Below are 16,903 nucleotides of genomic sequence, written 5' to 3'. Positions count from 1 at the left end.
AGGCCTATGGGGAAGGGCGTCAGCCCTTGATGCCAGTCTGCGCGATTCCCTGCACCAGCCAGCGCTGGAGGAACAGGAACACGAAGATCAGGGGCAGGATCGATACGGCGGTGGCCATGAAGATCAGGTGGAAGTTGACGGTCTGGTTGGTCATGAAGGACGAGAGCGCGATCTGCACGGTCCAGGAGCTCGGATCCTGACCGATGACCAGCGGCCACAGGAAGGAGTTCCAGGCGCTGATGAAGGTGATCGTGGCGATCGCCGCGAAGAAGTTCAGCGAGTTGGGTACCACGATCCGCCAGTACGCGCCCCAATAGCCGAGCCCGTCAACACGCGCCGCCTCCTCCAGCTCCTTCGGGAATCCCAGGAAGTACTGCCGGAAAAGGAAGCAGGTGAAACCACTGAACAGGCCCGGGATGATCAGACCGCGGTAGGTGTCCACCCAGCCGAGGGACGACACCAGCACGAAGCTGGGCACGAAGGTGACGGCCGTGGGGACCATCAGGGTCGCCAGCACCGCGTAGAAGACCTTGTTGGCGTGCTTGTACGGGATGCGGGCGAGGCCGTAGCCGGCCAGGGAGCAGACCAGGAGGGTGCCGAGAGTCGTCGACACGGCGACGACCAGCGAGTTCACCATGGAGCGGCCGAACTCGACCGTGGGGTCGTCGAACAGTTCGGAGATGTTGCTCCACTGGAAGGACGGGAACAGCTTCCAGTTCTCGCCCGTGATCTCCGGGTCCGTGGAGAGGGCATTGCGGAAGATCAGGTAGAACGGGACCAGGAAGAGCAGGGCGGCGACGCCGACGGAGACGTACAGTCCCGTGTTGCCGAGGACGCCCCGGGCCTTCTTGCGCTGCTTGCCGAGCTGAGGTGCGGTGGTGGTCACTTGGACTCATCCCCCCTTCCGAAGCCCATGAACTTGCCCTGGACCAGGGTGACGAGGCAGATGAGCAGCGACAGGATGACCGCGCCCGCGCTGCCGGCTCCGTAGTCCTGGTTGGTGCCGAGGGCTGCCTTGTAGAGCTCCATGAGCGGTGTCTGTGCCCAGGTCGCCTTGGTTCCGATGATGTTGAAGAACTCGTCGAACGCCTGGTACGCGGCGATGAGCAGCAGCAGGATCACCGCGGTCGAGGTGGCCCGCAGCTGAGGCAGCGTGATGTACCGGAAGGTCTGCCAGCCCTTCTTGGCGCCGTCGATCGCGGCGGCCTCGTACAGCTCGGCCGGGATGTTCTGCAGCGCCGCCAGGAACAGGATCATGTAGAACCCGGACTGGATCCACAGGCGCAGGCTCACGATGACCAGCCAGTACCAGGGCGGGGTGGGGTCGGCCAGATAGGCGATGTTGTCGACGCCGAACCAGCCGAGGACGGTGTTCATCAGACCGAAGCGGACGCCGCTGAAGATGGACATCTTCCAGATCAGCGCGGCGGCGACGTAGGACACGGCGGTCGGCAGGAAGAACACCGACCGGAAGAACGCCCGCATGAACCGTAGCTGGTTCACCAGCAGCGCCAGACCCAGCGACAGGGCCCAGGTGGTCGGCACGATGAACGCGGCGAACACGCTGAACGTCCACAGCGATTCGGGGAAGTTGCTGTTGGTCAGGATCTGCTTGTAGTTGTCGAAGCCGATGAAGTTGCTCGGCGTGACGGTGTACCGCGCGTCGAAGAAGCTGAGCCAGATGCTCCAGCCGATCGGCACGAAGACGAAGATCACCAGGCCGATGAGGAAGGGCCCGGTGAAGAGCCAGAAGTTGAAGGTCGGGTTGCCCCGCAGGCCCCGCCGCGGCCGGGCCTTGGAGGCCTTGGCCGGGGCGGGGGACTGGGCGACCCCGAGCTTGGTGGTGGTCGACATGTCGTGGTCTTCCCGGCGGCCTATCCGAACAGCTTCTTGAGCTCGACATTGACCTTCTTGTCGCACGCGTCCAGCGCGGCCTCCGGGTTGCCGTTCTTGCGGACGGAGGACGCGATCACGTCGTTGAACGCGGTGATCATCACCTGGTCGAAGCCGATGTTGTCGAAGTGGCCGTAGTCGGTGAAGAGCTTGACGGCCTCGGCGGGCAGGCCCGACTTGAGCTTGGTGGCGGACTGGGCTATCGAGGTGCGCGGCGGGATGTGGAAGCCGTAGGACAGCGCCCAGTCCTCCTGGTACTTCTTCTGGTCGATCCACAGCCACTTGACGTATTCCTTGGCCGCGTCGACGTTCTTGCCCTTGGCGTTGACGTAGATCGACCAGCCGCCGTTGTAGACCGACAGCTTGCCGGCGCTGCCGATCTTCGGGAACGGGAAGATGCCGAGGTCGTCGCCGAGCGCCTTCTGCATGGCGGGCATGGACCACATGCCGCCCCACTGGATGGCGCACAGGCCCTGGTCGAGCGAGGACGGGTCCCAGAAGTCGGTCGGGGCGTCCAGCAGCACGTGACCGCTGGTGAACAGGGTCCGGAGCTTCTTCAGGCCCTCGACGACGCCGTCCGTGTGGTAGCCGATCTTGTTGTTCGCGTCGAGGGTCTCGGCGCCTGCCGAGAAGATCAGGTTGTTCTGGATCGCGGTGAAGTCGTTGCCGAGGAAGACGCCCTTGACCTTGTCGGTGGTGAGCTTGGCAGCGGCCTCCAGTAGCTCGTCCAGCGTGGTCGGGACGTCGACCTTGGCCTTCTCCAGCATCGACTTCCGGTAGTAGAAGAACTGCGGGTCGTCGATCATCCGGATGCCGTAGATCTTGCCGTCGACCGTGTGCGACTTGATGTCGGCCGGGTTGAAGTCGTCCTTGACCGGGTCGATGAGGTCGCTCAGGTCCGCCACCTGACCGCTCTTGACCAGCTGCAGCTGCGGGTGGAACTCGAAGACGTCCGGGGCCTGCTTGGTGAGCAGTGACGAGAAGAGCTTGGCCTCGAAGTTGTTGCCCGTGATCCAGTTGGTGGTCACGTTGGCCTTCTTGTACGCGGCTGCGTACCGCTTGATGGCCTGCTCCGTCCCCGCCTCGCCGTAGGCGTGGAAGTACTGGACGAGCTGCTTGCCCGAACCTCCGCTGCCTCCACGGCCGTTGTTGCCGCCGCACGCGGCCAGGGTGCCTGCGGCGGCCATGCCCGCAGCGGCCCGGAAGAGTGACCTGCGGGAGAAGTTGCTGTTGCTCATTGCCGACATGCTGACGTCCTTGTCTCGATTACGGCTGCGGCTCCACGGCTTCAGCGCGACGTGGCTCAAAATGCGTTGCGGTGCGGGACGTTAACCTTCGGCTAAGGCTTCGGCAAGGGGTTGGACGAAGTCTGTTCGAAGCGTTAAATCCGGTTCGGAATCCCGAACGTGGGGGTGGTGCAGGGGGGTTGAGGGCCGCCGGGTCAGGGTGTGGCCGGCGGCCCTCGGTTCAGTGGGTCAGGCCTTGTTCCAGGCCTCGTTGGACCCGCCGTTGCAGCTGTTGAGGATCACTTTGCTGCCGTCGGCGGTCGCCTGTCCGCTGACGTCCAGGCACTTGCCGGACGCCTCGCTGAGGATCTGCCCGTTGGCGTTGAGCAGCCAGCGTTGGCTTGTGTCACGGGTGAAGTCGGAGGTGGTCGTCAGGCCCGAACTCCCGGCCGTCAGATAGCCGTTCACGCCCTTCAGCGCGCCCTTCGCGTCGTACGACCACGACTGCTCGGTCCCGCCGGTGCAGGTGCTGATGGCGGCCCCGGAGGTGCTCGCGGTCAGGCACTTGCCGGACTGTTTGCCCTGCCAGGCGCCCGTGACGGCAGAACTGCCGTGGCCCTTCTGGTCGAAGACGTACGTCGTGACGGAGCGGGCGGCGAGCGTCGAGGTGGCCGTGCCGCCGCTCACCGACGGCTTGGCGACGTTCGCCCAGTCCTCGGTGGCCGAGGTGCGGACGGCCTTTGAGGCCCGTACCGGCGTCCTGCTGTTGAAGTGCAGACTCAGGGGTGTGTCGGTGGCGTTGTGGTTGTTGACCACGACCACCCACTTGCCGTCCTTGTCGTACGTCGACACCTCGACCCCGTCCGGTGCCCCGGTCACGTTGTGCGCGACCGAGCCCGGCCGGACGAACTTGCTGTACTGGCCGAGCGCGTAGTACCGCTTGGTGAAGTACAGCTTCTGGTTGCCGTTCGTCGCGTAGTCGGGGTCGTAGTAGATCAGGCCGTCGTTCCAGCCCACGTCGTTCTTCTCGGTGGGGGAGGTGCCGTAGCCGCTGGCCAAGGCCACCCACCACTGGAACGCCGAGTCGTGGGCGCTCGCGAAGTCCTTGTAGATGATCCGCGACATCAGCAGGGCGTTGTCGATGCTCGGGTCGTACTCCTGGTTCCAGCCGGTCGAGCCCTTGCCGAAGCAGCAGATCTCGGTGGCCCAGGACTTCTGGCCGACGGTCCTCGACGTCTCGTAGACGTTGGCGAGTTGGCCGTCGCCCGGGTTGTTGTAGGTGTGGTGGGCGAGCGCGGACACGTACTGCTGCGTGCCGGGCTGCGAGATCCACTGCGGCAGTTCGGAGGCGAACTGGGTCGTCTGGCTGGACTCGTCCGCGATGATCGACGTCTTCTGGTGCCGGGCCTGCTGCTCCGCGCCCAACGCCCGCACGATGTCGTCGCGTTGGTCGACCGTGACCTTCATGCCCTCCTGGCCGCACGAACCGAAGTCGTTGTCCGGCTCGTTGAAGGGGCTGATGTAGTCGAGCTTGACGCCCTGCTCGGCGAAGTGGTCGGTCACGTCGGCCACGTACTTGGCGTAGTCCGACTCGTTCTCCGGCTTCAACTGGCCGCCGCAGGACTGCCCGTTGGTCGTCCACTGGGCCGGCGCGCTGTTGACGAAGCCGATGAGGTCCTTCACGCCGTACTTCGCGGCGTACTCGAGGAACGTCCGGCCGCCCTTGTCCTTGCTCCAGTCGTAGGAGCCGTCGGAGTTCAGGAAGTCCTCGGCGGCGCGGGCCGGGGTGGTGACCGCGACGCCGCCACCGCCGATGTTGTAGCGGTACGAGCTCATGGCCAACCCCTGCTTGGAGAACAGCAGTTGGGCGACCCGGGCCTGTACCTCGGGCTTGAAGTGCTGCAGGTCGTTGACCCACCACGCGCCCGAGGCGCCGATGTCGTCGATGGTCTGGGCGGCATGGGGGGAGACCTCGGCCGCAGTGGGGGTGGCGGCCGAGGAGGGCGGGGCGGATATCAGGGGTCCCGCGACGGCGAGTGCGGCTGCGGCCGTCAGAAGGACCGATCTACTGCGATGGGAGTGTCTGCGTTGGGGGTGAGTCACGTGCATCCCTTCCGTCGTCGTGAAGGTGGTGCTCCGTCGTCATGAACGTGGTGCGGTACGGCTCCTTGCAGGGGTGGTGCGTTTTGCGGCCCTCTGCCCCACCGACTGCAGCGCGCCCTCCAGCGCGAAGGTCGCCGCGCCCAGGCACGCCGGGTCGGTGGGGATGGGGGAGAGGACGATCTCGGTGGCGGCCATCGGCCGCGGCAGCGCATGCCGTCCGACGGCCTCGCGCACTTCGTGCAGCAGCGGTTCGCCGAGCCTGCGGGCGACCCAGCTGCTGAGCACGACCACTTCGGGGTTGAGGACGTTGACCAGGTTGGCGATGCCCGCGCCGATGTAACGGGCCGTCTCCCGTACGACCTTGAGGGCCACGGGGTCGTTCGCGTCCACGCCGCGGGCCAGCGCGTCGATGGTGGCGGTCTGGTCGTCGGGGTGCAGCAGCGGGCTCTGCGGACTGAGCTCCCGCAGATTCAGCATGATGCCGGGGGCGCCGACATAGGCCTCCACGCAGCCGTGGTTGCCGCAGCGGCACAACCGGCCGTCCAGGACGAGCGTGGTGTGCCCCCACTCGCCGGCACTGTTGCTCACCCCCCGGTACAGCCCGCCGTGGAGGGCGAGCCCGGCGCCGACGCCGGTCCCGAGGTTGACCACCACCGCGTCCCCGCGCCCGCGCGCAGCCCCGAACCACATCTCGGCAACGGCGCCGGCGCGCAGCGGATTGTCCAGGTAGAGGGGGTAGGCGATGACCTCGGAGAGCAGGTCGAGCAGCGGCACGTCGTGCCAGTCCCAGTTGGGCGCGTACTCCGAGATGCCGGTGTCCCGGTCCACCTGGCCCGGCACGCTCACCCCGACGCCCAGCACCCGCGCGCCCTCGATGCCGGCCTGCGCGACCACGGAGCCGACGGCGGCGGCCACATGGCTGACCACCTGCTCCGGCAGGCTCTCGCCGGGGCGCATGTCCTCGTCGGCGCGGGCCAGCACGTTCAGCGCGAGGTCGAACAGCTCGACATGGACGTACGTCTCCGCGATGTCGACGCCGATCAACGCGCCCCCCGACGCGTTGACGGCCACGAGACCCCGGGGGCGGCCGCCCGCCGAGTCCTCGAAGCCGACCTCCGTGATCATCCGCAGCTCGAGCAGCTCGCCGACGAGCGTGGCGACCGTGGCCAGGCTCAGCCCGGTGGCGGCCGCCAGTTCCTGCCGGGAGGTCGGCGAGTGGGCGATGATCTGGCGCAGCACCTCGTAGCGGTTCGCCATGCGGATGTCACGTGATGTGCGCTTCACAGGGTTGCCCCCCGTCCCTTCGGCTCAGGCAGGCCGGGGCACGTCGGCACCGGCGCGGCGCAAGATTATGGGCTGCGGGGGACTTTCGACAAGGGGTTAGGAAAGGGGCTTTAAAAAGTCCTGTGAAGGCCCGTCCGAACTCAGCCGCCCAGCACAGCCTGCACGAACGGGTTGGCGAACTTGCCACCGGGGTCCAGCACCCCGGCCAGCGCCCCGAAGTCGTGCAGCCGCGGGTACCGGCCGTGCAGGACCGCCGGCGGCACGGTGAACACCTTGCCCCAGTGCGGCCGTGCCTCGAAGGCGTCCAGCGCCTCCTCCACCCGCCGCACCACCGGCAGCACCGCCGCCGTGTCCTCGATCCAGGTGAAGTGCAGCGCCACGGTGTCCCGCCCGTACGCCGGACTCAGCCACTGCGTGTCGGCGGCGACCGTGCGCACCTCGCAGGTCTGCAGCACGGGTGCGACCGTCGTACGGATCCCGTCGAGCGCGTGCAGCGCGTCGATGGCGTACCGCCTCGGCAGCAGATACTCCGACTGCAGCTCGGCCCCGCTGCTCGGGGTGAACTCGGCCCGGAAGTGCGGCAGCCGCTCGTGCCACGGCCCCGGCACCCCGAACTGCTCCGTGCAGTTCACGGCCGGCATGCCCGGCACCGGGTGCAGCTTCTCGGTCGCGGGCGCCGCCCACGGGAAGTCCGGCAGCGGCTGGTCACTGCGCCGCTTCAGCCACACCTGCCGGAAGCCGGGCTCCCGCCAGTCGGTGAACAGACTCACGCTGTACGCCGCCGACGCGATCGTCTCGTACGTCTCCAAGTCCAGCCCGGCGAGGGGCAGTTCGGTGAACAGATGCTGTTCGACGTCGAAGGACGGTTCCAGGTCGAGGGTCAGGGCGACCACGACACCCAGGGCGCCCAGCGAGGTCACGGCACCGTCGAAGCGCTCGTCGCCCCGCGCGATCGTTACCGTCGATCCGTCCGCCGTGACCAGCTCCACCTCCCGCACGGGCGAGGCGAGCGAGCCGTTGCCGACCCCCGAGCCGTGCGTGCCGGTCGCCACGGAACCGGCCACGGAGATGTGCGGCAGGGACGCCATGTTGGGCAGCGCCAGCCCCTGGGCGTCCACCGCGCGGGCCAGTTCCGCGTACCGGGCGCCGCCCGAGACCCGTACCGTACTGGCCGCGGTGTCCACGTCGATCACCGGCGGCAGCCCGGCGATCGAGAGCAGGACGCCCTCGGGGCCCGGCTCGGCGATCTCGTTGAAGGAGTGGCCGCTGCCCAGGACGCGCACCTTGGCGCTCCCGGCGACCAGGGCCCGCAGTGCGTCGAGCGAGTGCGGACGCTGCAGCTCCTTGGCCGTGTAGGTGATGTTGCCCGCCCAGTTGGTGACCGTCTCCGTCATCCCTGCCGTCCCTCCCGTGGAAGTGCATGTACGTTGACCCTCTCATTTGCCGCCGCCCACCGTGGAGAGCGGTTTCGATGCGGCCCAGCGGGAAGGTCACTTCGTTGCCCGAGCGTCCCCAGGCGCTGTTCGCCATGACCGCCGAGAACCTGCCGCTGGTCTTTCCCCCGGAGGTCCTTGCGCGACTGCGCGAGTCCGTGGACATCGATCCGGACCTGGTCGCCGAGGACTTCACCGACCCGCGTGTCCGGGAGGCGCTCGCCCGCACCGAGATCCTGGTCACCGGCTGGGGCTGCCCCCGCCTGGACGCGGCGGTCCTCGACGCGGCCCCCAAGCTGCGCGCGGTCCTGCACTCGGCCGGCTCGGTCAAGGGCTTCGCCGCGCCGGAGGTCTGGCGGCGCGGCATCGCGGTCTCCTCGGCGGCCGTGGCCAACGCGATCCCGGTGGCCGAGTACACCCTCGCGATGATCCTGCTCGCCGGGAAGGGCCTCCTCGGCGCCCGGGAACGCCTGCGCACCGAACGTGCCCACCCCGGCTGGGGCGTCGTCCCCGGCATCGGCAACCACGGCCGTCGCGTCGGCGTGATCGGCGCCTCCCGCATCGGCCGCCGCGTCATCGAACTGCTGGCCCCCTTCGACCTGCGCGTGAGCCTCACCGACCCGTACGTCGCCGAGCTCCGGGCGGCCGAACTCGGCGTATCGCTCCTGCCGTTGGACGACCTGCTGCGCACCTCGGACATCGTCACGGTCCACGCGCCCGAGACCCCTCGGACCCACCACCTGATCGGCCGCCGGGGACTCGCCCTGATGCCCGACGGGTCGACCCTGATCAACACCGCGCGCGGCGGCCTGGTCGACCACGACGCCCTGGTCGACGAGCTCCGCGCCGGCCGGCTGAACGCCGTCCTCGACGTCACCGACCCCGAGCCCCTCCCCGGGGACTCCCCCCTCTACGACCTCCCGAACGCCTTCGTCACCCCGCACCTCGCGGGCTCCCAGGGCAACGAGCTGTCGCGCCTCGGTATGACGGTCGCCGAGGAGGCCGCACGTCTGCGGGCGGGCGGGGATCTTGCCCATCCGGTGGATCCGGGGGCGCTGGAGCGGGAAGCCTGAACTGCGGATTTCGTAGGTATAGGCGTGGCTCACAGAGCTACTCGTAAAGCTCTGGCGCGACAGCTGCGATATCAGTAGCGTCCATCGGTATGACGCTCGAACCGCTTCCCGTGACCGACCGCACCCGGCACCGCCGTCTGCGCGAACAGGGCAGCCTCGACCGCGCGGATCTCAACGCCATCCTCGACGCGGGGTTCGTCTGTCATCTGGGCGTGGTGGTCGACGGGCGGCCGCTGGTCGTGCCGACGGTGTACGGGCGGGACGAGCGGCAGCTGTACCTCCACGGCTCGGTGGCCAGCCGCAGCCTCGCGGGTGGCACGCCGGTCTGTGTCACCGTCACACACGTCGACGGCCTGGTCCTCGCCCGCTCCGTCTTCGAGCACGGCGTGAACTACCGCAGTGCGATGATCCACGGCGAGGCCCGCAAGGTCACCGACCCGGAGGAGAAGCTGGAGGGCCTGCGCCGGCTCACCGAGCACGCGACGCCGGGCCAGTGGTCGTACGCCCGCGGCCCGAACCGCAGGGAACTCGCCGCCACCACCCTCCTCGCCCTCTCCCTCGAGGAGGCCTCGGTCAAGATCCGCACCGGCGCCCCCGACGACGGCGACGGACCCGACGCGGAGCTGGGCCTGTGGGCCGGAACCCTGCCCCTGACCTCGGCCTGGGGCGCGCCCGTGCCCGACCCGCTGCTGCCGCCGGAGATCCCCATACCAGGACACATTGCGCGCCGTGAGGGGACCCGGCAGGGCTGACGCCCGACCGGAGGCATACGGTGGGGAGTCGAACGCCTGAGCCGGGAGGAGAGTCGGGATGGGCAGCCGTACCGCACTGGTCGAGGATCTGATGGAGCGGTTCCCGCAGGTACCACGGGAAGCCGTCTTCAAAGAGGACCTGCTGCGAGGTGGCGTGGCCTTCGACCCGTCCGCCCTCAGCGACAACGAGTCCGGCGAGGTCAAGCCGAAGTCGTACTTCATCTTCTCCTTCGACCACGGCACCCTGCCGGAGCTCGGCGAGGCCGCGCTGCGGCGGCCCCCGGAGGAGATCATCCTCACCGGCGGGCCGTACGACCTGCGGCGGACCGTCGTGTCGGTGCGGGTGAACCCCTCCTCGCCGTACCGGGTCGCGGCCGACGACGAAGGGATGCTCGGCCTCTATCTCGACGGCAAGCGCATCGCCGACGTCGGTGTGCCGCCCATGCCCGAGTACTACCGGCACACCCTCTCCAACGGGAAGTCCGTCATGGAGGTCGCCCCCACCATCCAGTGGGGCTACCTGATCTATCTGACCGTCTTCCGCGTCTGCCAGTACTTCGGCGCCAAGGAGGAGTGCCAGTACTGCGACATCAACCACAACTGGCGCCAGCACAAGGCGGCCGGGCGCCCGTACACGGGAGTCAAGGACGTCGACGAGGTCCTGGAAGCCCTGGAGATCATCGACCGTTACGACACGGCGAAGGCCTCCACCGCCTACACCCTCACCGGCGGCGCCATCACCTCCAAGCTCCAGGGCCGTGACGAGGCCGACTTCTACGGCATGTACGCCAAGGCCATCGAGGAGCACTTCCCCGACCGCTGGATCGGCAAGGTCGTCGCGCAGGCGCTGCCGCGCGACGACGTGCAGCGGTTCAAGGACTACGGCGTGCAGATCTACCACCCCAACTACGAGGTGTGGGACCGCCGTCTGTTCGAGCTGTACTGCCCCGGCAAGGAGCGCTACGTCGGCCGCGACGAGTGGCACAAGCGCATCCTCGACTCCGCGGAGGTCTTCGGCGCGCGCAACGTGATCCCCAACTTCGTTGCCGGCGTGGAGATGGCCGAGCCCTTCGGCTTCACCACCGTCGACGAGGCCATCGAATCGACCACCGAAGGCCTGCGGTTCTTCATGTCGCACGGCATCACGCCCCGCTTCACCACCTGGTGCCCCGAGCCGACCACCCCGCTCGGCAAGGCCAACCCGCAGGGCGCGCCGCTGGAGTACCACATCCGCCTGCTGCAGGCCTACCGCCAGACGATGGACGACTTCGGTCTGTCCTCGCCCCCCGGCTACGGCCCGCCCGGACCCGGCCGCGCGGTCTTCTCCGTCAGCTCCTTCATGGACAGCCTTCCGGCACAGGAGCCCAGCGCGGTGTAACTCCCGCCCTGCCGCCGGACATAGAGGGATGTCATCGCAGCCGGCGGACGGAAGGGGGCAGGTGTGCCGGAGGACGGAACACCTGACGAGGAGCAGAGGCTTCGCGCGCTCTACGCGGCGCACTACGGACGGGTGCTGAACTTCGCCCGGCGCCGCGTGGAGGACGCGGAGAGTGCGCAGGACGTCGCCGCCGAGACGTTCCTGGTGGCCTGGCGACGTATCGACAAAGTGCCTCGCGCATCCGACGAGGCGCTGCCGTGGCTGTACGCCGTGGCCCGCAACGTCCTCGCCAACCAGCTACGCGGACAGCGCCGCGGCGGTCGGCTCGCCGCACGCCTCGGGAGTACGGCACCCGTGGCGCCGGCCGAGCCCGACCACGCCGGGGGAGTGGTCGAGGCACTGCATCTGCGCCAGGCCCTCGCCGCGCTGTCGGAACGCGATCAGGAGACGCTGCGGCTCATCGCGTGGGACGTCCTCGACACGGCCGCCGCCGCAACCGTCGTCGGCTGTTCGGCACGCACCTTCGCCGTCCGGCTGCATCGCGCACGACAGCGCCTGGAACGGGAGTTGGCGCGCCGGGAGGAACCGAAGGCCGCGCTGAAGGGGGAGTTGGCATGAGGGCCTCGACCGAGAACGAGGATCGGGTACGTCAACTGCTGGGCCCGGCGAACCCGGTGACCGCCGAGCCCCCGCCCGACCCGGTGGTGCTGGCCCGGATCCTCGCCGAGCCGCGCCCGCGGTCCTACCGTCGCCGCTGGGTCGTCGGCGTCGGAGCCGTCGCCGCACTCGGCGGTGGGGGACTGGTCGCCCAGGCCACCGGGATCATCCCGGACGACGTGCACTGGGGGCTCGACCGGGCGGGCCACGGCCCCGGTTCGGAGGGGATGGCGCCCGACACCGACCGGGCCGAGCTGCTGTTCTCCGGGACCACACCGGACGGCCTGCGTATGCAGTACTGGTCGGCGCCCAACCCGTCCGGCGGGACCTGCACGTACGTGCGCGTCCTCGGCAAGGACGGCAAGCCCGTCGAGGGCGGCTGGTCGGAGTGCAGCCGCGGCGGCGGGAACGCCGAGACGCCCGCGCTCTGGTGCAGCGTGGACACGAACGCCCTGGCCGACTGGGTCGCGGTCTACGGCCGTGCACCGAAGGGAGCCGTCGCCGTCCGGGTCGTGTGGAAGGGCGGCCGGACCGAGGGGCCGATCGATCTCGGCCGGGATCGATACTTCTCGACGTTCCTTCCGTATAACTCTCGTAGCAACGAGGAGTGGATGGAGGCGTACCGGACCGAAGCCCTGGATGCGCACGGACGGGTCGTGGCGGTCGTGCACTCCGACCGGTAGGCGGTGCCACCGGCGGTCGCCGTTGTGCGACCGCCGGTAACAGGATTTGAATAGAGCGCTTGTCAGTTGTGTGAAATCCGTGAAAGGCTCGGGCCCTGCCGCGAGGTTCCCCACAACTCCGTTGCCAATAAGGCGAGTTGACCTCGCATGTGGATGCAGGAGACTCATGCCCGACCTGCCGACCCCGAAGAACTCCGCCGAGGCCGCGCTGTTCTCCGAGTGCTGGGACGCGGTCCTTTCCTACGCGGACCTGTGCACCGCCGGCTCCGCCGCGGCCACCCAACTGGCCACCGAGGCGTTCGCGCTCGGTATGCGCGAGGTCCGCACCACCGGGTCCGACACCGCCAGGAACTCCGGCCGCCGCTCGGCCCGACTCCCCGTGATCCCGCTGCTGTTGACCGCCGTACGCACCACGGCGGTGGCCTGGGAGGCCGGCGGACAGGGCCACGACCTCGACCCCGACCTGCGGCTGTGGCTCCACTCGGACAAGGCCGCCCGCTACACCGGGCCGCCGCTGCAGCGCCCGCTCGCCCTGCGCGGCCTGCGCGACCTGCAGGAACCGGACGCCGCGCTGCTGTGGCTGGCCGAGGTGGAGGCGCTGCCGCTGCCCGTGGTGGCCCGCCGGCTGGGCCTCGACCCGGCCCTCGTCGAAGACGAACTCGACCAGGTGCGCGGCCTGTTCCGCGACCGCTGCCACCGCGCCCACCTCGACACACCGATGGCCGCGCAGTGCCGCAGCTACGCCCGGCTCCTCGACGCGATCACCCGCTCGCCCGCCGCCGACATCCCCCCGGACCTCTCGCGGCACCTCGCCACCTGCGTGGACTGCGCGGAGGCCGCCGCCTGTCTGCGCCCGCACGGCGGCGGTCTGCCCGCCGCCCTCGCCGGCGGCGTCACCGGCTGGGGCGGGCTCGCCTACCTGGAGCGCCGCCGCCGCGCCGCCGAGGTGCGCCTCGGCGCCGGGCGCCCCGAACGGGCCGACCGCGAGGGCGGCGAGGCGAGACCCGCCGCGAACCGTGCGCGCGTCGTGCGCAACGGGCTCCTCGTCGCCGCCGTCCTGGTGTCGTTGCTGGCACTGGCCGTGTCGATGATGCCGTTCGGTGACGGCGACAACGATGCAGCGGCCCGCGAGACCCCGAGCGACAGCTCACCGGTGGCCGCGCCCCGCCCGTCGCTGCCCTCCGCCACCTCGTCACCGAAGGCGTCCCCGACACCGTCCGCCACCGCCACCGCATCCAAGGCCGGCCACGGCAAGAACCCCGACCCGGAACCGCAGGGCACCTCCTCGTCCACGGCGGGCGGCGAGCCCGTTCCCGACAAGAGCGAACCGGCCGCCTGCACGGTCGAGTACGACCTGATCAACCAGTGGCCCGACGGCTTCCAGGCCACCGTCTCCGTCACCACGGACGACGCCCTCGACACCTGGCGCGTCGGCTGGTCCTTCGGGGACGGCCAGAAGGTCGGCCAGATGTGGGACGCGAGCTTCGCCCAGAGCGGCTCCCGCGTCACCGCCACCGCCGCCGACTACAACAAGTCCGTCGCCGCCCACTCCACCCTGAGCTTCGGCTTCCTCGCCTCCTGGTCGGGCAGGAACGCCCCGCCGTACGACTTCACGCTGAACGGGCAGGCCTGCAAGAAAACCGGTTGACGTGCCACCGCCGCGACGGGCTACTGTTGCGGCGGTTCCACCACGGATCGAGGAAAGAGGAGGTGTTGACCGATGGCTGTCTTTGCGACGAGCGCTGCCCGCATCCAGTTCATCAAGTCCACCTCCGTGGCCGCCGGCTGACCTCGCCTCACCTCTTGCCGGGGCCGCCCTTGTGAAGGGTCTCCCTTGACTTCCAGCTCCATTTTCATGGCCTTCTCCGCACTCGCTCCCTACGGCTGGGACGAGGCATGGGCGGACGAGTTCGCCCCGTACGACACCGAAGGACTCCTGCCCGGGCGGGTGATCCGCGTCGACCGCGGCCAGTGCGACGTCGCCACCGCCGACGGGGTCGTCCGGGCCGACACCGCGTTCGTCACCCCGCACGACCCGATGCGGGTCGTGTGCACCGGCGACTGGGTCGCCCTCGAACCCGGCGGGAACCCCCGCTACGTACGCGCGTATCTGCCGCGCCGTACCGCCTTCGTGCGCTCCACCTCCTCCAAGCGGTCCGAGGGGCAGATCCTCGCCGCCAACGTCGACCACGCGATCGTCGCCGTGTCGCTCGCCGTCGAACTCGACCTCGGCCGCATCGAACGGTTCCTGGCTCTGGCCTGGGAGTCGGGCGCGCAACCGCTGGTCGTGCTCACCAAGGCCGACCTGGTGCCGGACGCGGTGACGCGTGCGCACCTCGTCCAGGACGTCGAACTCTCGGCGCCGGGCGTGACCGTGCTGCCGGTCAGCGCGCTCGGCGGGGACGGGCTCGACGTCCTGGTCGCCCTCGTCTCGGGCGGTACGTCCGTGCTGCTCGGCCAGTCCGGCGCGGGCAAGTCGACCCTCGCGAACGCGCTCATCGGCGACGAGGTGATGGAGGTCCGGGCCGCACGCGACGTCGACGGCAAGGGCCGCCATACGACCACCACGCGCAACCTGCTCGCCCTGCCGGGCGGCGGCGTCCTCATCGACACACCCGGGCTGCGGGGTGTGGGGTTGTGGGACGCCGAGACCGGCGTCGGACAGGTCTTCTCCGAGATCGAGGACCTCGCGCAACGCTGCCGCTTCCACGACTGCGCGCACGAGGCGGAGCCGGGGTGTGCGGTACTGGGCGCGATCGCCTCCGGCGAGCTGGCCGAGCGGCGGTTGGACAGCTACCGGAAGCTGATCCGAGAGAACCAGTGGATCGTGGCCAAGACCGACGCGAGGGCCCGTGCGGAGCTTCGGCGGGACTGGAAGAGGAGGGGAGCGGAAGGGAAGGCGGCGATGGAGGCCAAGCGGGGCCGTTGGCGGTAAGGACCGCCCGCAGCTCCGCAGGTTGCAATGTCGTGTCCGATTTCCGCCAGCAGCACCCTCGCCGACGGCGGAAACTGGAACACGTGATGGACGAGGACACCAGGTACGAAGCCGTACGCAGCCGGGACGCCCGTTTCGACGGTGAGTTCTTCTTCGCCGTCGAGACGACCGGCATCTACTGCCGCCCCAGCTGCCCCGCGGTCACGCCGAAGCGCCGCAACGTGCGGTTCTTCGCGACGGCCGCCGCCGCGCAGGGCTCGGGCTTCCGGGCCTGCCGGCGGTGCCGGCCGGACGCCGTGCCGGGGTCGGCCGACTGGAACGTGCGTGCCGATGTCGTGGGGCGGGCCATGCGCCTGATCGGCGACGGGGTCGTCGACCGCGAGGGTGTGGCCGGCCTCGCGGACCGGCTCGGCTACAGCGCCCGGCAGGTGCAGCGGCAGCTCACCGCCGAGCTCGGCGCCGGGCCCGTCGCGCTCGCCCGGGCGCAGCGGGCGCACACCGCGCGGGTCCTGATGCAGACGACCGAACTGCCGATCACGGAGATCGCGTTCGCGTCCGGCTTCGCCAGCGTCCGGCAGTTCAACGACACGGTCCGGGAGATCTACGCGGCGACGCCGAGCGACCTGCGGGCCGCCGCACCGAAGGGCGGCCGGGCGGGCCGGCGGGCGGCCGCCCCGACGGCCGGGATACCGCTGCGCCTCGCCCACCGCGGGCCGTATCAGAGCGCTGCCGCCTTCGACCTGCTGGCGGACGAGGCCGTGGCCGGCGTCGAGGAGGTCAGCGGCGTGCGCGGACGGCGCACGTACCGCCGTACGCTCCGGCTGCCGCACGGCACGGGCATCGTCGCCGTCGACGAGCGGACCGGTGCGGTCAGGTCCGCGTCCGGTTCGCATCCCGGCGGCTGGCTGGACGCCCGGCTGCACCTCACCGACCCCCGTGACCTGACCACCGCCGTGGGGCGGCTGCGGCGGCTGTTCGACCTCGACGCCGACCCGTACGCCGTCGACGAGCGCCTCGGCGCCGACGAGCGGCTCGCCCCGCTGGTCGCCGCCCGGCCGGGGCTGCGCTCGCCCGGTGCCGCCGACCCCGAGGAACTGGCGGTGCGGGCACTGGTCGGCCGGAACGAGGCCGAGCGGCTCGTCCGGCGGTACGGCAAGGCGCTCGACGCGCCCTGCGACAGCCTCACCCACCTGTTCCCCGAACCCGCCGTCCTCGCGGAGGCCGAGCCCCGCGGCACCCTGGGCGCACTGACCGCCGCCCTCGCCGACGGCGCCGTACGACTCGATCCCGGGGCCGACCGCGACGAGGCCGAGGCGGCGCTGCTGGCCCTGCCCGGCATGGACGCCGGTACGGTCGCCGTCATTCGCACCCGTGCCCTCGGCGACCCCGACGTCGCGCCGCCCGGCATCGACGTTCCCGACAGCTGGCGACCCTGGCGGTCGTACGCCCTGCAACACCTGCGCGCAGCAGGAGAGTTGGACTGAAC

The 16,903-nt window shown here is 69.9% G+C and carries 14 protein-coding genes; 8 read left to right on the top strand and 6 right to left on the bottom strand.

The features are described 5' to 3' along the window. Nucleotides 1-19: 19 nt before the first annotated feature. The 6 genes from ACFY1L_RS14330 to ACFY1L_RS14305 form a co-directional block, all read right to left on the bottom strand. A complete protein-coding gene (locus ACFY1L_RS14330) occupies nt 20-886 on the bottom strand; it encodes a carbohydrate ABC transporter permease (protein WP_388823060.1) in 867 nt (288 codons plus the stop codon). Then, on the bottom strand, nt 883-1,854 hold the full coding sequence (locus ACFY1L_RS14325) for a carbohydrate ABC transporter permease (RefSeq protein ID WP_388823058.1): 972 nt from the start codon (nt 1,852-1,854) through the stop codon (nt 883-885). Before ACFY1L_RS14325 ends, ACFY1L_RS14330 begins: the two co-directional genes overlap by 4 nt. 20 nt (nt 1,855-1,874) lie before the next feature. After that, entirely contained in the window at nt 1,875-3,140 is a 1,266-nt protein-coding gene (locus tag ACFY1L_RS14320; RefSeq protein ID WP_388823056.1) for an ABC transporter substrate-binding protein, read from the bottom strand. A 228-nt stretch (nt 3,141-3,368) separates the two neighbouring features. Continuing rightward, nucleotides 3,369-5,228, bottom strand: coding sequence for a glycoside hydrolase (locus ACFY1L_RS14315; protein WP_388823054.1), 1,860 nt, complete (start codon nt 5,226-5,228; stop codon nt 3,369-3,371). A 33-nt stretch (nt 5,229-5,261) separates the two neighbouring features. Beyond that, nucleotides 5,262-6,506, bottom strand: coding sequence for an ROK family transcriptional regulator (locus ACFY1L_RS14310; protein WP_388823052.1), 1,245 nt, complete (start codon nt 6,504-6,506; stop codon nt 5,262-5,264). A 140-nt stretch (nt 6,507-6,646) separates the two neighbouring features. Continuing rightward, entirely contained in the window at nt 6,647-7,900 is a 1,254-nt protein-coding gene (locus ACFY1L_RS14305; RefSeq protein WP_388823050.1) for an FAD-binding protein, read from the bottom strand. Nucleotides 7,901-8,004: 104 nt separating this feature from the next. On the opposite strand from ACFY1L_RS14305, the gene ACFY1L_RS14300 reads away from it, so the two are divergent. The 8 genes from ACFY1L_RS14300 to ACFY1L_RS14265 all read left to right on the top strand — a co-directional run bounded on the left by ACFY1L_RS14300 (nt 8,005) and on the right by ACFY1L_RS14265 (nt 16,901). Then, on the top strand, nt 8,005-9,012 hold the full coding sequence (locus ACFY1L_RS14300; RefSeq protein ID WP_388823048.1) for a hydroxyacid dehydrogenase: 1,008 nt from the start codon (nt 8,005-8,007) through the stop codon (nt 9,010-9,012). Between the two features lie 89 nt (nt 9,013-9,101). Continuing rightward, the gene (locus ACFY1L_RS14295) at nt 9,102-9,764 is read left to right on the top strand and encodes a pyridoxamine 5'-phosphate oxidase family protein (protein WP_388823046.1); all 663 of its coding nucleotides are present in this window, start codon (nt 9,102-9,104) and stop codon (nt 9,762-9,764) included. A 58-nt stretch (nt 9,765-9,822) separates the two neighbouring features. Further along, nucleotides 9,823-11,142, top strand: coding sequence for a radical SAM protein (locus ACFY1L_RS14290; RefSeq protein ID WP_388823044.1), 1,320 nt, complete (start codon nt 9,823-9,825; stop codon nt 11,140-11,142). 63 nt (nt 11,143-11,205) lie between these two features. Then, nucleotides 11,206-11,760, top strand: coding sequence for an RNA polymerase sigma factor (locus ACFY1L_RS14285; RefSeq protein ID WP_388823042.1), 555 nt, complete (start codon nt 11,206-11,208; stop codon nt 11,758-11,760). Further along, a complete protein-coding gene (locus tag ACFY1L_RS14280; RefSeq protein WP_388823040.1) occupies nt 11,757-12,482 on the top strand; it encodes a hypothetical protein in 726 nt (241 codons plus the stop codon). Before ACFY1L_RS14285 ends, ACFY1L_RS14280 begins: the two co-directional genes overlap by 4 nt. Before the next feature lie 166 nt (nt 12,483-12,648). Continuing rightward, complete coding sequence (locus ACFY1L_RS14275) at nt 12,649-14,130, top strand: cellulose binding domain-containing protein (RefSeq protein WP_388823038.1); 1,482 nt, start codon at nt 12,649-12,651, stop codon at nt 14,128-14,130. A gap of 186 nt (nt 14,131-14,316) precedes the next feature. Then, the gene (rsgA, locus tag ACFY1L_RS14270) at nt 14,317-15,417 is read left to right on the top strand and encodes a ribosome small subunit-dependent GTPase A (protein WP_388823036.1); all 1,101 of its coding nucleotides are present in this window, start codon (nt 14,317-14,319) and stop codon (nt 15,415-15,417) included. 86 nt (nt 15,418-15,503) lie between these two features. Then, nucleotides 15,504-16,901 carry a DNA-3-methyladenine glycosylase 2 family protein gene (locus ACFY1L_RS14265; protein WP_388824011.1) on the top strand — a complete coding sequence of 466 codons (1,398 nt, stop codon included), beginning with the start codon at nt 15,504-15,506 and terminating at the stop codon, nt 16,899-16,901. The last annotated feature ends 2 nt before the right edge of the window (nt 16,902-16,903 follow it).

It is taken from the genome of Streptomyces sp. NPDC001663 (genome assembly GCF_042893105.1).
Lineage (GTDB): Bacteria > Actinomycetota > Actinomycetes > Streptomycetales > Streptomycetaceae > Streptomyces.
The sequence above is the reverse complement of the archived record's forward strand: the minus strand, read 5'-3'. Positions and strand labels throughout refer to the sequence as shown.

What these genes read in the sequence shown, in the direction of transcription:
- ACFY1L_RS14325 (WP_388823058.1), bottom strand. Translation starts at nt 1,854, where the DNA reads ATGTCGACCACCACCAAGCTCGGGGTCGCCCAGTCCCCCGCCCCGGCC.
- ACFY1L_RS14315 (WP_388823054.1), bottom strand. Translation starts at nt 5,228, where the DNA reads ATGCACGTGACTCACCCCCAACGCAGACACTCCCATCGCAGTAGATCG.
- ACFY1L_RS14320 (WP_388823056.1), bottom strand. Translation starts at nt 3,140, where the DNA reads ATGTCGGCAATGAGCAACAGCAACTTCTCCCGCAGGTCACTCTTCCGG.
- ACFY1L_RS14305 (WP_388823050.1), bottom strand. Translation starts at nt 7,900, where the DNA reads ATGACGGAGACGGTCACCAACTGGGCGGGCAACATCACCTACACGGCC.
- ACFY1L_RS14265 (WP_388824011.1), top strand. Translation starts at nt 15,504, where the DNA reads ATGGACGAGGACACCAGGTACGAAGCCGTACGCAGCCGGGACGCCCGT.
- ACFY1L_RS14295 (WP_388823046.1), top strand. Translation starts at nt 9,102, where the DNA reads ATGACGCTCGAACCGCTTCCCGTGACCGACCGCACCCGGCACCGCCGT.
- ACFY1L_RS14280 (WP_388823040.1), top strand. Translation starts at nt 11,757, where the DNA reads ATGAGGGCCTCGACCGAGAACGAGGATCGGGTACGTCAACTGCTGGGC.
- ACFY1L_RS14290 (WP_388823044.1), top strand. Translation starts at nt 9,823, where the DNA reads ATGGGCAGCCGTACCGCACTGGTCGAGGATCTGATGGAGCGGTTCCCG.
- ACFY1L_RS14275 (WP_388823038.1), top strand. Translation starts at nt 12,649, where the DNA reads ATGCCCGACCTGCCGACCCCGAAGAACTCCGCCGAGGCCGCGCTGTTC.